Raw genomic sequence first — 13,564 nt, 5'->3', positions numbered from 1 at the left:
TCATGTCTCTCATCAGCGATATCCAGACACTTACGCCTGGTAGTGAAGTGCTGCTGTTCGAGTTGGACGGATCGGACTTTGGTGCTGACGTTCTCCGTTTTCATGGGCATGCAATTCCGCACTCTTCTGAAGTGTTGATGGCCGCCGGTGGCGACGCTGACCAACTACCGGCAAAGTCAATCTGGTGGCAGGGCAATGAGTTCGGGGCCTGGCCGATGCAGATCGAGGGTATCGAAGCGAACTCGGACGGTACTGCGGTGCGGCCTGTTCTGTCGGTTGGTAACGTCAACGGTCGAATTACTGCGCTTTGCCTGGCCTTCGATAACCTCGTCGAGTTCAAGCTCACCATCCGGCAAACACTGGGCCGGTACCTGGACGCCGAGAATTTCCCCGGCGGCAACCCCGAGGCTGATCCGACCGAGGAGGCGATTGAGGTCTGGTACATCGACCAGAAGATCAGCGAGAACGGCACCATGGTGGCGTGGGAGCTGGCCAGCCCGGGGGATGTCGGCGGCGAGACGATCGGGCGCCAGATGACAACGCTGTGCCATGAGGCAATGACTGGCGGTTATCGCGGTCCTGTCTGTGGCTACACCGGTCCCTACTTCGATGAAGAGGGCAACCCTACCGATGATCCGACCAAGGACGTGTGTAGTGGTTGCCTTGGAACAGGCTGCGAAGCGCGCTGGGGCGTCGAGAACGAGCTTCCGTTCGTGGGGTTCCCTGGTGTTTCTCTTATTGCACGGAGCTGACCATGCGAAAACACATCCTGGCCGCCGTGCAAGCGCACGCCGCGGCGGAATACCCGCGCGAGTGTTGCGGTCTGATCCTGGCCGTAGGGCGAAAGCAGACCTATGTGCCCTGTACCAACACCGCGAACGACCCGAGCGAAGAGTTCCGTATCGCGCCCGAGGAATACGCTGCGGCGGAAGATCAGGGTAATGTGATCGGCATCGTGCATTCCCACCCTGACGCCACCAGCCGGCCATCGCCGCGTGACCTGGCCATGTGCGAAGCCACGGCATTGCCCTGGCACATCCTGTCCTGGCCGGAGGGTGACCTGCGCACCATTACCCCAAACGGCAGCACCCCGCTGCTGGGGCGGCCATTTGTGCACGGTGCCTGGGACTGCTGGCAGATTTGCGCGGACTGGTACCAGCGGGAGTGGGGGCTGGAGTTCCCGGCCTATGCCCGGGAGGATGGTTGGTGGGAGCAGGCCGCCGGGCCAAGCCTGTACGAGCAGGCCTATGAGACGGCAGGCTTCTACCAGGTCGACCGGCCACAGCGCGGCGATATGATCGTCATGGAGGTGGGGCGCACGGTGCACCCGAACCATGCCGGAATCTACCTGGGCGCCGATCCGCAACTGCCAGACGAGCAGGTGCAAGTGTTCGGCCAAGGGCCGTTCCTGCTGCACCACCTGTACGGCAGGCCATCAGAAATCATTGTGTATGGCGGGCCATGGCTGACACGGACAAGGCTAACCCTCAGGCACGCTCAGCAACGATAACTGGACGGCTCATAGAGCGTGATAGCCTAGTTTAGGCAGTTTCAGCCCGCTGAACATTTTTTACAATGTCAGCACCATGATCGATTTCTGCGCGACGCAGTTCATAAGCAGACTGTAGGTTCGTCCAGAACTGGGCGCTAGTGTCGAAGCAGGCAGCCAAGCGCAAAGCAACGTCGGCTGTAATTCCGCGCTTTTCATGGACAATCTCATTGACTGTCGGCGGGGACACATGAAGCATCCGCGCAAGAGCTGTCGGCGTTAAGTCCAAAGGGTGAAGAAATTCTTCCCTCAGAATTTCGCCCGGGTGGACAGGGCGCATGCCGTTAGTAAACACAGGTCACCTCAGTGGTAGTCCACAATTTCAACGTTTTCAGGCCCGTGAGCATCCCAAGTAAAGCAAATGCGGTACTGGTCATTGATTCGGATGCTGAATTGACCCTGTCGGTTCCCTTGTAGCGCTTGAAATCGATTGCCAGGAGGTGATCGTAAATCCTGTATCGCGATCGCCTCGTTCAGCATGATCAGTTTTCGTTGAGCGACAGACAGAATCGCCTTCCATCTCTTGGAGGAACCAGTAGTAAATAGCACCTCGGTCTCGCGACAACGGAAACTGATGATCATTATTAACGCTTAACGTTGTTCGTTAATAGCGATTGTAGGGGCCACCACGGCGATGGCCACTCTTGCCGATGAACGGCCTCAGTCCGCGTCGTTTCCCGGCGGGCGTTTGGCCGGGCTTGGAGTTACCACTCGTCGAACCTGACAGAGAGATGGTCAGGGCCATCCCACTCGACGTTGTATCCGGCTGCCTCTAGCCATTCTGTGAAAGCGTCCATCAAACCGTTCATATCGGCTTCCGGCATAGCTTCAATTTCCAGGTCGCCTAATTCAATGTGGGCAGAGGCATGGCCCATCGCAACAGCCTGATTCACGCCATCAAGTATTCGCTTTTTCACTACCCCGGGGATGCTTTGTCTAGCGATGGAGGACATTTCCTTCGCTCTGGCCGCAGGAATCAATTCCTGCTGCGGAGCTTCACCAATGAAGCTCAGCTCAAGCCGTGCGAGTATTTCGGCGGTAGCTGAGCGCCCGTTTTCCTTAGCGGCGGCCATGACTTGGTCACGCAAGGATTCTGGGATACGGAGATTGAATTGGGGGTCGGTGCGGCTCATGTGTTTTTTCGTAAAACTCGATTTTACGGAATATTGATCAAAAGGATGCATCACGGTGGTATTGACATCAATGCATCACCGTTCTACATTCAATGTATGAACAACGGTGATGCATTAGGAGAAAGGCATGGCCAGAAGTGATCCCCAGTTCAATTTGCGTCTACCGGAGGAGCTTAAGCAGTGGGTCGAAACGCAAGCACAGAGGAACCATCGCTCCCAAACAGCGGAGTTGGTCTATTTGATTTCGGAAGAGAAAAGAAGGCAGGAACAGGCGGCAGCCTGAAACGAAGAAGCCCCGACGAGGTGAGATTCGTCAGGGCTTCGGGAAACGAGATCAACTTCGGAGAAGAAATCGTCATGACGAATAGTAGCACAGCTGTATCTAGTGTCATCCCGTTCCGTACGAGCAAGCTTTTGCTCGTTGAGCGAGACGGGCAGCCATTCGTTCCAATGAAGCCAGTGGTTGAGGGAATGGGGCTTGCTTGGCAGACCCAGCATCGCAAATTAATGGCTGGCAGGTTTGCTCCAGTTATCACCATGATGGTGACAACTGGTTTGGATGGTAAGCAGTATGAAATGGCTTGCCTTCCACTGAAAAAGCTCCCTGGCTGGTTAATGTCGATCCACGCAAGCAAGGTCAAGCAACCTCTTCGTGAAAACGTGCTTGCGTATCAGGACGAGTGCGACGATGTACTTTGGGCCTATTGGAACGATGGCCGTGCCGTGAATCACCGTGACTCAAATCAGTCCCTGACAGTTCTTGGGCAGACCATTGGTACAGATGGCTTTCACATGCTCGGCGCCATCGTAAAAGGAAAGGTCTCCGGATTACCCGCGCCGGTCCAACGACGCGCTACCTCGAAAATTTGGTCTCAGGTTCATGCTGCGTTCGGTGTGCGCTCCGCTGCTGATATTCCGGCAGACCATTTGGACTCAGCCCGAAATTTCGTCGCAGCCTACACCATTGAAGGGGAGCTGCTGCCGAAGCGTGAACAGGCCCAGATCATCGGCGAGCCGTTCAAGCGCTACCTCGTCGCCTTCAACCACAAGGGCGAACAGAGTGTTGAAGAGGTTCCGGATAACGCCTACGTGCTCTCGCAACATGATCTGATCACTGGGATGGTGGCCACACCCGGAGATATCCCGGTTTCCCATATGGACATGTTCCGATTCATGGAGGCCGGTCTGGCTAACCTCAAAGCGAGGGCCATGTTCCTTACTCGGAGGGCTGGTGCGGCGGGCGGCTGAACTGTCACACATCGGTTGTCGTGATAGCGCTAGTATTGCCCATCAGCCTTGATTGTATGGGGCTTGGTGCGGACAGAAACCAATTCAACGGAAGTGAAAGATGAATCCAATTAGTCGTAGAGAGAAGCCCAGAAACGCAAAAGGCAATGAAGTACTGAAGGTCGAGTATCTTGGGAAAACAATGAGGGCCAACGTCATCCTTGGGTCTAAGGAGGGTGACATGGACAACTCCAAAATCCCTGAGGGTGCTGAGTTTCAGATCAACATGATTTTGGATCGTGCAGTGGTGTCCAAAGAGGTCCGCGAGATGCTCGACGAGGCCAAGAATGGTAATCACATGCTGTTCATGTGCAGGACCTTCAATATCCGCAAGGACGTGTTGACCGCCCTGGGTTTTGTTGAAGGCGCCATTACCGCTTAAGTCTTGCCTGTAGTAGGTGCTACGATCCCTTCTCTATCAAGGAGGGATCACATGCGAATTCTGATTGGGGCGGTGGCAGTGGCATTGCTGACGGGGTGCACGACCCCGGGTGACTTGATCAAGAGTAGCCCCACAATCGTGGCGAAGACCACAAAAGCACCGAAGGCATATGCATTATGCGTCCTACCTGGCTGGCAAGAGCACCAAGCTGGCGCGACCATGAATGAGACCCTGACGGGCTATCGATTGATTTCCTCGGCAGAGTCAATCGGGCAAACCAACGAACTGTTAGAAATCAAGCAAGCGCCAGAAGGAAGCGAGGTACGACTTTATCAGCGAATGCCAAGCATAAGCCTTGGAAGATCAAAAATTACCTCGTCTGTGAACAACTGTTTGTAGGAATCGTTGCCGAGCAAAGTAGCCGCCGTAGGGCGGCTTTTTTACGCCCTGAGGAAAGTATGAATCAAGAGATGACAGTTATTGAACTTTCGGGCTCTTTCCGAAAAGCGCTTGGGCGGCAGCACCGCCGAATGCTGGATACCGGCAGCGTTCGAGAGTTGCTGAAGGCTCTCACAATCACACTGCCAGGCTTCAAGGAAGAGGTCGATCGGCTGGCTCGTCTTGGGATGGATTTTGTTATTTACCGTAATGGTAAGAACGTCGGTGAAGGTGAGTTCGAGCGCGGGGGCGCCAAGGTGGTGAAAATCGTCCCGGTTGTGGCAGGCAGCAAGCGCTCAGGGTTCCTACAGACTGTGATTGGCGCGGTATTGATTGCTGCTTCGTTCATCCCGCTTCCCGGATTTCAGGCCCTTATGCCTATTGGTATATCGATGGTTGCGGGCGGTGTCATCCAGATGCTCAGCCCCCAAGCAAAGGGGCTGTCCCAGAGCGGCGCCCCCGAAAACTTGCCGTCGTACGCATTCGGTTCGGCCCGAAACACAACTGCCAGCGGCAACCCGGTGCCCATTTGCATCGGTGAGCGCCGGTGGGGCGGCGCGATCATCTCGGCTTCCATCTACGCAGAAGATAAAAGCTGATGGATGCGTATCACGAGGACTTTGTTAGGATGGTGGCCCTTTAATTGCACAAGGATATAGGTAGTGTTCGAGTACAAAATGGTGCAGGTGCCTCCAAATGTTGAAGTGCAGGCAAAGCAGCACAAAGGAAACGAAGCCGCAGCTTACCTTGAGACAGTAGTCAACAAGTACGCCAAGCAGGGATGGGAGTTCTACCGGGTCGACGCGATTGGTGTCTCGGTTCAACCTGGCTGCTTTGATGCCTTGTTTGGGAAGAAGGCTGCGCTAAACAGTTACTATGTAATTTCATTCCGACGCCCTTTGTGATCCGATTTCTGTCGGTTCTATCGATCAGGGCGTATCAGCGATGTGCGCCAGATAGGCTGCGGTCAGCATGCCGACATGTCCCATCCTGCTCAAATTACGCACTGTTGGCGATTGATAAGTACGGAGCGATGAAGGGATGGCGCATGGCGTTGGCCCGAATCTATAGATGTCGCCCGCCGTATGGTGGGGAGGACCTCCCCTGAGTTTCAAACCCGCTTCGGCGGGTTTTTTTATGCCTGGAGGAAAGCATGGGCGCAGCACAACACCTGGATATCCACGGCGCCAAGGGCGGCGGTAGCAAGCCGAAGCAGCCGACCGAAGCGCCCGACAGTTTGCAGTCGACGAACCTGGCGAAGATCCTGATTGCGGTGGGTGAAGGGGAGTTTGAAGGCACGCCGACCGCCCGGAATATCTACCTCGACAATACGCCCATTCAGGACTCCAGTGGCAACATCAACTTCCCGAATGTGAAGTGGGATTGGCGATCTGGCAGCATTGAGCAGAGCCATATCCCGGGTATCCCGGCGATCGAGAACGAGACCACAGTCAACGTCGAACTGCGCAGCGATAACCCATGGTCCCGGGCGCTCAGCAACATCCAGCTGTCTGCAGTGCGCTTGCGCTTCAGTTGGCCGCGATTGGCAAGCCAAGACAGTAGCGGCAACACCAATGGCTACCGCATCGAATATGCCATTGATGTCGCCACCGACGGCGGCGCCTATCAGCAAGTGCAGCTGGGCGCGGCTGATGGTAAGACCACCAACGGTTACCAGCGCTCTGTGCGGGTGAATTTGCCTAAGGCCACCAGCGGCTGGATGATCCGCGTCCGGCGTATCACCCCGAACCAAAACTCGGGCACTGTCGCCGACACGATGACCATCGCAGGCTACACCGAGATCATTGATCGCAAGCTGCGTTATCCGAACACCGCGTTGCTTTATATCGAGTTCGACGCGCAGCAGTTCCAGAACATTCCGGCCGTCACGGTGAAGTGCAAGGCCCGGAAGTGGCCGGTCCCAGCGAACTACGACCCGTTGACCCGGACCTACACCGGGGTGTGGGATGGCACCTTCAAACAGGCTTGGACCAACAACCCGGCATTCGTGACCTATGGCCTGTGCGTGGAAGATCGCTTCGGTCTGGGCAAGCGCATCAAGTCTTGGATGGTCGACAAGTGGGAGATGTATCGGATCGCCCAGTACTGCGACCAGCTTGTGCCAGACGGGATTGGCGGCGAAGAGCCGCGCTTCCTGTGCGACATGAATCTCCAGGGGCGGGCTGAGGCCTGGACCCTGCTGCGCGACTTGTCTGCAATCTACCGTGGCATGGTGTACTGGGCTCATGGTTCGTTGTTCATGCAGGCCGACATGCCGCGCTCGCAGGACATCGACTATGTGTTCACCCGGTCCAACGTGATCGACGGCGAGTTCACCTATGGTGGCGCTGAGAAGAACACCCACTACAGCCGGGCCCTGGTTAGCTACGACAATCCGGCGAACAACTACGACACCGACGTGATCCCAGTCACCGACCTGGCCCTGCAGCGCCGGTACCGGGACCGGCCGATCGAGATTTCGGCCATCGGCTGCACCCGGGCATCAGAAGCCCAGCGCCGCGGTAAGTGGATTCTGCTCAGCAACGATCAGGACCGCACTGTGACCTTCAGGACTGGCATGGAGGGGCGCATTCCGCTGCCGGGCTACGTGATTCCGGTGGCTGACGAATTGATAGCAGGGCGCCCGAATGGGGGCCGGATTGCCGCTGCAGCGGGCAGAGTCGTCACACTTGACCGCGATACGCAGATCAAGGCCGGCGACCGCCTGATCATCAACCTACCCAACGGCCGCGCCCAGGGCCGCACTGTTGCGTCGGTCAATGGCCGTGCCGTTACGGTATCCACGGCCTACAGCGTGGCACCGGAACCAGAGCTGCAGTGGGCAATCGACGCAGACGATCTAGCTATCCAGCTGTTCCGCGTGCTCAGGACGGCGCGCACCACTGAGGGCGACTACGAGATCACCGCGCTCGAGTTCAACCCGAGCAAGTTTGCCCGCATCGACACCGGCGCCCGCCTGGAGGAACGGCCGATCAGTGTGATCCCGATAACTGTCGTTCCGCCGCCGGCGAGCGTGACCCTGACGTCGAACTATGCCGTGGACCAGGGAATCGCGGTCAGCACCATGACCATAGCCTGGCCGGCCGTGAACGGCGCCGTGGCCTATGACGTGGAGTGGCGCAAGGACAACGGTAACTGGATCAAGGTGCAGCGCACCGGCTCAACGTCGGTCGATGTGACTGGCATTTATGCCGGCGCCTACCTGGCTCGTGTTCGGGCGGTCAGTGCCTTCGACATCTCATCTATCTGGAAGAGCTCCAACCTGACTGAGTTGAAGGGCAAGGAAGGAATGCCGCCTGCGGTCACCCACCTGACGGCCACCAGCGAGCTTTTCGCTATCGCCCTGAAGTGGGGCTTCCCTGCTGGCGCCGAGGACACCCAGCGGACAGAGATCTGGTACAGCCCGAGCAACAACCTGGAGGCTGCCACCAAGCTCACCGATCTGGCCTACCCGCAGAGCGACTACAAGCTGCAGGGTCTGGCTGCTGGTGTGTCGTTCTTCTTCTGGGTGCGCCTGGTTGACCGTACCGGCAACATCGGACCGTGGTTTCCAGTGGCGCCGAATGCGGTGAAGGGGACATCCAGCACAGATGCTTCGCCGATTCTCGAGATGATCAGCGGCCAGATCACCGAGAGCGAACTTGGCCAGGACCTAGTCGAGAAGATCGACGGCCTGCAGGACCAGATTGATGCCTTGGACGGGCTGAAAGCCTACAACCCGGATCAGCCCTACACCAAAGACCAGATGGTCGTCGTTGATGAGCGCATCTACCAGGCTCGGCAGGATGTCGCTGCAGATCCTGGGGGAGGCAATGCACCGCCCAACCCAGTGCTCTGGACTGATGTCGGTCAATCCGTCGAATCGGCCAACGGCCTTGCCCAGCAGGTGAGCACCAATACCACGAAGATCACCGAGGTCGACGGCAAGGTCTCGGCGACCGCCGAAAGCCTGCAAGCGCTGCGCGCCTCCTATCGTGACGACAACGCCGAGGGCGACCTGGCCGGCGCGCTGCAGCAGTGGGATTCGACCGCAGCCTTCGCGGTGGAGATGAAGGCAACTGCCTCTCGTGATGAGGCCATCACGCGTAAGACCGAAACGCTTGAAGCCTCGTTCAATACTGCCCTGGACAAGACCAATGGGGAGGTCGTGAAGACAAGCGCAGCGGTTCAGACGACCACTCAGGCCCTCGCCACGCTGGAAGGTAAGGCGAGCACCATGTGGTCGGTCAAGATGCAGGTCAACGCTCAAGGCCAGTATGTGGCCGCGGGCATTGGCTTGGGCATCGAGAACGGGCCGGCCGGTCTGCAGAGCCAATTCCTGGTCTCAGCCGACCGGTTCGCAGTGGTCAACGGAATCAATGGCACATTGTCCTCGCCGTTCGTGGTTCAGAGCGGTCAGGTGTTCATCAATCAGGCATTCATCAACACCGCGTTCATCCAGCAAATCATCCTGGGCATGACGCTACGGTCTCAGGCGGTTAACTCCCAGGGCTTGCCGCTGATCGAGCTAAACATGGTGAACGGCACATTCACTGTGCGTGGGCAGGATGCGAACGGCCAGACGATCATCAACAACGGCGGGGTGTACGTGTACGACTTGAATGGCACTGAGCGCGTAGCGGTAGGGCGACTGAGTGGGCCGTATGTGTACAGCCTGAACTACATGGCCAGTACCGGTCAGTGGGAGTGAGCTTATGGACCTGTACGGACTGAGAACCAGGGATGCGTCGAGCGTCGTTACACTCGACACCTCAGTTACCCCGATCCGTTCGCTCAAAATGCTGCAGGTGGTCGGCAACGGCACCTTTGAGCAGAACATCTCGATTCCCGAGATCCAGGCGCAGTCGTTTGTTGTTGTCGATGCCCTGACCGACAGAGGAGCAAACACATACTCGCCAGCGGCGTGGTATTCACCCGGAACCCTGAAGTTACGGCAACCTGGTACAGCTACGTGGCAAGTGATGATTCTCTCTCAGGGCGGCGAGCCGTTCGCTTCTTCTGGCAGCTACGGCATCAGGACACGAAACAACAATATCGCCACCCAAATTGACTCGATCAACAATACGCTTTCGATCAGGTATTCAGGGGCTTTTAACCTGCTGGTGGCGGGCGGTGGTGGCGCTCCGGATATTGTTGGTGACGTGTACAACGCATGGCCTGCGCCCATCACGACCTATGAGCGACCGCTGATTTTTCTGAACGGCACCGACTACATGATGGTTGGCAACTTCAGGGTGATCGGGAGCCCGGGTAATTGGACTGGCTTCACTGTTTCGAACAGGGCGCACCCGAACCACGGTTCTATCTGGACCCAGCCAATGCGAATCAAATGGTTCTGTGCCTCGTACCAGGCTGACACCTCTCCGATAGGCCAATACGGCGTATCGGTGAAGGATGCGAACAGCAACAGGCTGTTTGCGTCGACGATGAACATCGCACTGCTGAACAACCAGCCCACTGCAAACGCGTTTGTTACTGCTGGGGCGCCAATCACCGGGACCGGCTATTACGCGTCCAGCCAGCAGATGGCCTGGACTGGAAACTGGGCGGATTACGTTTTGGCCAACGCCTTGTTCTCAGTGACCAACGTCGTTCAGACAACGCAGCCATATCGCGTGAACTTCGGTGGTTTTCTTCCGGGCAATCGCGGGACGCTTCAGATGTACTGCGAAAATTTTGACGGAATTAATGCCGTGCTTGCCAACGGCCGAACCACCTTCGCAGCACGGCCAATGCGGCCAATCTAAATTCAGCAAAAGGACCAACACATGCCATGGTACAGAGCGGGCACGGTGGCGATCACGGCCGGCCAAAATACGGTGACCGGTACCGGCACCGCATTTTCAGTAAACGCCCGGGTGGGCGACGCGCTTCAAGGGCCTGATGGTCGCTGGTATGAAGTGACCAACATCGCGAGCGCTACGGTGCTCAGCATTCTCCCGGCCTATCAAGGCCCGACAGTGAGCGGCGGCACGTACGGCCTGGCGCCTATGCAGGGCTACGTGAAGGAGTCCGCTGACCGCTTGCGGCAATTCGTCAATGACTGGGGCAGCACGCTCGCTGGCCTGGGTTCGGTCTCGACTGAGGACGTGGTGCCCGTGGTCAAAGGCGGCACAGGCGGCACTACTCCGGCGCTGGCACGCAGCGGCCTGGGGCTGAAGTCGGCAGCCGTTGCCGATATCGTGGGAACGATCAGTGTTTCTGGTGGCACCCCTAGCGGGGCAATATTTGAGAAGGGCAGTAACGCAAACGGTACGTATATCAAGTTCGCTGACGGAACGCTTATAGCCAGCGCAGAGGTGCCTCCAGAAACCTTAGCCCCCGGAGGTTTCAAGGGCTTTGTATGGACCTATCCAGTGTCATTCGGATGGGCCCCAATAGTTATCCCTGCAGCAACGCTGAACTTCACCAGCGCAATTGGGCCGGTTTCCGCTTACTGCGACAACGGTTCATCGCACACTTTTGTCCAGACAAGGGTGGCGATCAGGAATAGCGATACCGTCGCCCAGGCGGTCGGTGCTCGTATAGTTGCAATAGGGAGGTGGTACTGATGATTATCAAGTTTTCTCCAGTGCGCGGGGGTGTCGGTCTGGCTGTTATCAAGAAGGGCGATACCCTGACAGTCAATGGCGTATCGCTGGACTTCTCCCGGCTCGAGGATGGTGCAACGCTGCCTGCCGAAGCTATTGGCAGTGAGTGGATAAACCAAGCCGTGGATCGTGTCAGCGGCGGTCTGGTCGTCACGCTCATGCTTCCCCATGCTGCTGATGCTCCGGAGTTTGCTCGATTCCCGGTCGATATCGTCAATCCCGCAGACGGCCCTGTGCAGCTTCCAGGTCTTGACGTTGGCACTCCTCAACAGCCAACAGTGAATGGTGTGATCGACTGGTCCCAGGTCATCACCCAGGCCATGAAAGATCAAGCCGTCGCCGAGCAGCACCTCGCCCAGATTGCTGCGGAGACTGCTGCTCGCCGCGACGTGGCCGACGATGCCATTGCTCCGCTGCAGGATGCTGTTGATCTCGGCGAGGCCACCGAAGCCGAAACAGCCAAGCTCTCCGCCTGGAAGAAATACCGTATCGCGTTGAAGCGTGTACCGGACCAGCTGGGCTACCCCGGCACCATCGACTGGCCAGCGCCTCCGGCCTGACATCTACCGCACCCACAGCACCCGCCATCGAGCGGGTTTATTTTTGCCTGGAGAAAAGTGAATGCGTACTTCGCAACGAGGCCTGAGCCTCATCAAGTCTTTCGAGGGCCTGCGGCTGCTTGCCTATCGGGACGCCGTCGGTGTCTGGACTATCGGCTACGGCGCGACCCGAGGAGTGAAGGCCGGCATGTCGATCACCAAAGAGCAGGCCGAACGCATGCTGCTCAACGACGTGCAGCGCTTTGAGCCGGAAGTCGAGCGACTGGTGCAGGTGCCGCTGACCGGCAATCAGTGGGACGCCCTGGTCAGCTTCACCTACAACCTGGGCGCGGCCAACCTGGAGTCGTCGACGCTGCTGCGACTGCTCAATCGTGGTGACTATGCCGGTGCTGCCGAGCAGTTTCCGCGTTGGAACAAGGCGGGTGGCAAGGTATTGCCCGGCCTAGTGCGTCGCCGTGCGGCTGAGCGCGTGCTGTTTTTGGAGGCGGTGTGACTACCCGTGCCTGGCTGACGCTGGCAGGCGCGCTGCTCTTGGTGGCTATTGCTTGTTTCGCCACATGGAAAGTGCAGGGCTGGCGTTATGAAACTCAGCTTGCCGACCAAGCACTCCTGCACCAGCGGGACCTGGCCACAATATCGAACGCGGCAGCGGCACAGGCCCGGAATGCGCTGGAGAAGCAGCAGGCAGCCGAGCAGGCCCTACACGACCTCGACACCATACGATTCAAGGAGAGGACAGATGATCTCAATGAAAATGATAGCTTGCGCCGCGCTCTTGCTGATGGGGATCGCCGGTTGCGGATCGCGGGAAGTTGTCGTTCCAGTGGTCACGACGTGCCCGAAACCGCCGGCGCCGCCAGCCTGGGCAATGCAGGAGCCGTCGAACTCACTCCAGCTGCTGGACGATCTGTTTTCGATATCCGCGCCGGGATCGTCGCCGACCAAGCGGCCTTGAGGGCGGCGCAGGCCTACATAAATGAAGTATGTTTGAAATAGATGTAGCAGGGTATTGGCCCAGTTGCGCTCACAGTTGCGACACGTTTGGGCTGGAGGATTGCTCCTCATCCGGTAGGTTGCTGATAGGCGTGTTGGTGAACATCACACTGTAAGTGCCGAGGTCTTCGTCGTTGCGCTGAGCACTGATGGACACGCTTTCACCCTGCCAGTGGAGAGCTTCGTTATCAAAGTATGCGCCTGATTTCATTCTGACCAAATGGATCTTGCTCGCTGTTGGCGGGCCATAATCAGTTCTCAACATTTCGGCAACGACGGTACTGCTGCTTGACGGTCCCGAGAGTTCAAGCTTTTCAATTTTGCTGCCTGACAAATAGACAGTAATCTGGTAGCCGAGTAGGAATCGCGTGGACTTAGCGCCCTGGACCAGGTATTTGGCCGGGGTTTCGGTAGCGACGCGACAGGGCAGTTTTGAAGCACTTACATCAGCCGAGCATTCAGGTACATTTTTGAGAAAGTCCCCCTGAAAATCCACGCCCATGAAGAGCTTGGGTTCTTGATGCCACGATGCTGGCTGGTGTCCATCGATCGCTAAGGCGCAGGATGGAATCAGAATTCCGGCCATCAAGAGCTTGATTGGATGCATGACT

18 protein-coding genes and 1 pseudogene are annotated in these 13,564 nt (G+C 57.5%); 15 read left to right on the top strand and 4 right to left on the bottom strand.

Annotated features, from left to right (window positions below):
* Nucleotides 1-2 precede the first annotated feature (2 nt).
* Complete coding sequence (locus ACO6VD_RS11490) at nt 3-752, top strand: phage minor tail protein L (protein WP_422419129.1); 750 nt, start codon at nt 3-5, stop codon at nt 750-752.
* A 2-nt stretch (nt 753-754) separates the two neighbouring features.
* Nucleotides 755-1,510, top strand: coding sequence for a C40 family peptidase (locus ACO6VD_RS11485; RefSeq protein WP_422419127.1), 756 nt, complete (start codon nt 755-757; stop codon nt 1,508-1,510).
* A 31-nt stretch (nt 1,511-1,541) separates the two neighbouring features.
* Here ACO6VD_RS11485 and ACO6VD_RS11480 read toward each other — a convergent pair whose 3' ends face one another.
* The 3 genes from ACO6VD_RS11480 to ACO6VD_RS11470 all read right to left on the bottom strand — a co-directional run bounded on the left by ACO6VD_RS11480 (nt 1,542) and on the right by ACO6VD_RS11470 (nt 2,682).
* On the bottom strand, nt 1,542-1,844 hold the full coding sequence (locus tag ACO6VD_RS11480; protein WP_422419125.1) for a HigA family addiction module antitoxin: 303 nt from the start codon (nt 1,842-1,844) through the stop codon (nt 1,542-1,544).
* Nucleotides 1,845-1,852: 8 nt separating this feature from the next.
* Entirely contained in the window at nt 1,853-2,131 is a 279-nt protein-coding gene (locus ACO6VD_RS11475) for a type II toxin-antitoxin system RelE/ParE family toxin (protein WP_422419123.1), read from the bottom strand.
* 122 nt (nt 2,132-2,253) lie between these two features.
* On the bottom strand, nt 2,254-2,682 hold the full coding sequence (locus ACO6VD_RS11470) for an Arc family DNA-binding protein (protein ID WP_422419121.1): 429 nt from the start codon (nt 2,680-2,682) through the stop codon (nt 2,254-2,256).
* A 127-nt stretch (nt 2,683-2,809) separates the two neighbouring features.
* On the opposite strand from ACO6VD_RS11470, the pseudogene ACO6VD_RS11465 reads away from it, so the two are divergent.
* From ACO6VD_RS11465 to ACO6VD_RS11405, 13 genes and pseudogenes are all read left to right on the top strand, one after another.
* Nucleotides 2,810-2,872, top strand: a pseudogene (locus ACO6VD_RS11465) (Arc family DNA-binding protein); the annotation flags it as partial.
* A complete protein-coding gene (locus tag ACO6VD_RS11460) occupies nt 2,863-3,930 on the top strand; it encodes a phage antirepressor N-terminal domain-containing protein (RefSeq protein ID WP_422419120.1) in 1,068 nt (355 codons plus the stop codon). The pseudogene ACO6VD_RS11465 and the gene ACO6VD_RS11460, both read left to right, overlap by 10 nt.
* Nucleotides 3,931-4,150: 220 nt before the next feature.
* Nucleotides 4,151-4,351, top strand: coding sequence for a hypothetical protein (locus tag ACO6VD_RS11455; RefSeq protein ID WP_422419119.1), 201 nt, complete (start codon nt 4,151-4,153; stop codon nt 4,349-4,351).
* A 51-nt stretch (nt 4,352-4,402) separates the two neighbouring features.
* A complete protein-coding gene (locus ACO6VD_RS11450; RefSeq protein ID WP_422419117.1) occupies nt 4,403-4,750 on the top strand; it encodes a hypothetical protein in 348 nt (115 codons plus the stop codon).
* A gap of 59 nt (nt 4,751-4,809) precedes the next feature.
* Nucleotides 4,810-5,388 carry a tail assembly protein gene (locus ACO6VD_RS11445; RefSeq protein ID WP_422419115.1) on the top strand — a complete coding sequence of 193 codons (579 nt, stop codon included), beginning with the start codon at nt 4,810-4,812 and terminating at the stop codon, nt 5,386-5,388.
* Nucleotides 5,389-5,451: 63 nt separating this feature from the next.
* Nucleotides 5,452-5,694: a DUF4177 domain-containing protein gene (locus tag ACO6VD_RS11440; RefSeq protein WP_422419114.1), complete on the top strand. Its 243-nt coding sequence runs from the start codon at nt 5,452-5,454 to the stop codon at nt 5,692-5,694.
* Nucleotides 5,691-5,897 (top strand): membrane protein insertion efficiency factor YidD, encoded by a 207-nt coding sequence (gene yidD / locus ACO6VD_RS11435; protein WP_422419112.1) that lies wholly within the window; start codon nt 5,691-5,693, stop codon nt 5,895-5,897. The genes ACO6VD_RS11440 and yidD overlap by 4 nt, the downstream gene beginning before the upstream one ends.
* 45 nt (nt 5,898-5,942) lie before the next feature.
* Entirely contained in the window at nt 5,943-9,500 is a 3,558-nt protein-coding gene (locus ACO6VD_RS11430; protein ID WP_422419110.1) for a host specificity protein J, read from the top strand.
* Nucleotides 9,501-9,504: 4 nt separating this feature from the next.
* Nucleotides 9,505-10,557, top strand: coding sequence for a hypothetical protein (locus ACO6VD_RS11425; protein ID WP_422419109.1), 1,053 nt, complete (start codon nt 9,505-9,507; stop codon nt 10,555-10,557).
* A 21-nt stretch (nt 10,558-10,578) separates the two neighbouring features.
* A complete protein-coding gene (locus ACO6VD_RS11420) occupies nt 10,579-11,361 on the top strand; it encodes a phage tail protein (protein ID WP_422419108.1) in 783 nt (260 codons plus the stop codon).
* A complete protein-coding gene (locus tag ACO6VD_RS11415) occupies nt 11,361-11,960 on the top strand; it encodes a tail fiber assembly protein (RefSeq protein WP_422419105.1) in 600 nt (199 codons plus the stop codon). The genes ACO6VD_RS11420 and ACO6VD_RS11415 overlap by 1 nt, the downstream gene beginning before the upstream one ends.
* A 61-nt stretch (nt 11,961-12,021) precedes the next feature.
* Nucleotides 12,022-12,453: a lysozyme gene (locus ACO6VD_RS11410; protein WP_422419104.1), complete on the top strand. Its 432-nt coding sequence runs from the start codon at nt 12,022-12,024 to the stop codon at nt 12,451-12,453.
* Nucleotides 12,450-12,956, top strand: coding sequence for a lysis system i-spanin subunit Rz (locus ACO6VD_RS11405; RefSeq protein ID WP_422419103.1), 507 nt, complete (start codon nt 12,450-12,452; stop codon nt 12,954-12,956). Before ACO6VD_RS11410 ends, ACO6VD_RS11405 begins: the two co-directional genes overlap by 4 nt.
* Nucleotides 12,957-12,984: 28 nt before the next feature.
* On the opposite strand, the gene ACO6VD_RS11400 is transcribed toward ACO6VD_RS11405, so the two are convergent.
* The gene (locus tag ACO6VD_RS11400; RefSeq protein WP_422419101.1) at nt 12,985-13,560 is read right to left on the bottom strand and encodes a hypothetical protein; all 576 of its coding nucleotides are present in this window, start codon (nt 13,558-13,560) and stop codon (nt 12,985-12,987) included.
* Between the last annotated feature and the right edge of the window lie 4 nt (nt 13,561-13,564).

It is taken from the genome of Pseudomonas sp. GZD-222, from assembly GCF_049310525.1.
In the GTDB taxonomy this organism is placed as follows: domain Bacteria; phylum Pseudomonadota; class Gammaproteobacteria; order Pseudomonadales; family Pseudomonadaceae; genus Aquipseudomonas.
The sequence above is the reverse complement of the archived record's forward strand: the minus strand, read 5'-3'. Positions and strand labels throughout refer to the sequence as shown.

Coding starts and splice junctions, on each gene's coding strand:
- ACO6VD_RS11490 (WP_422419129.1), top strand. CDS start 3: ATGTCTCTCATCAGCGATATCCAGACACTTACGCCTGGTAGTGAAGTG.
- ACO6VD_RS11485 (WP_422419127.1), top strand. CDS start 755: ATGCGAAAACACATCCTGGCCGCCGTGCAAGCGCACGCCGCGGCGGAA.
- ACO6VD_RS11475 (WP_422419123.1), bottom strand. CDS start 2,131: ATGATCATCAGTTTCCGTTGTCGCGAGACCGAGGTGCTATTTACTACT.
- ACO6VD_RS11470 (WP_422419121.1), bottom strand. CDS start 2,682: ATGAGCCGCACCGACCCCCAATTCAATCTCCGTATCCCAGAATCCTTG.
- ACO6VD_RS11455 (WP_422419119.1), top strand. CDS start 4,151: ATGGACAACTCCAAAATCCCTGAGGGTGCTGAGTTTCAGATCAACATG.
- ACO6VD_RS11450 (WP_422419117.1), top strand. CDS start 4,403: ATGCGAATTCTGATTGGGGCGGTGGCAGTGGCATTGCTGACGGGGTGC.
- ACO6VD_RS11445 (WP_422419115.1), top strand. CDS start 4,810: ATGAATCAAGAGATGACAGTTATTGAACTTTCGGGCTCTTTCCGAAAA.
- ACO6VD_RS11430 (WP_422419110.1), top strand. CDS start 5,943: ATGGGCGCAGCACAACACCTGGATATCCACGGCGCCAAGGGCGGCGGT.
- ACO6VD_RS11425 (WP_422419109.1), top strand. CDS start 9,505: ATGGACCTGTACGGACTGAGAACCAGGGATGCGTCGAGCGTCGTTACA.
- ACO6VD_RS11420 (WP_422419108.1), top strand. CDS start 10,579: ATGCCATGGTACAGAGCGGGCACGGTGGCGATCACGGCCGGCCAAAAT.
- ACO6VD_RS11415 (WP_422419105.1), top strand. CDS start 11,361: ATGATTATCAAGTTTTCTCCAGTGCGCGGGGGTGTCGGTCTGGCTGTT.
- ACO6VD_RS11410 (WP_422419104.1), top strand. CDS start 12,022: ATGCGTACTTCGCAACGAGGCCTGAGCCTCATCAAGTCTTTCGAGGGC.
- ACO6VD_RS11400 (WP_422419101.1), bottom strand. CDS start 13,560: ATGCATCCAATCAAGCTCTTGATGGCCGGAATTCTGATTCCATCCTGC.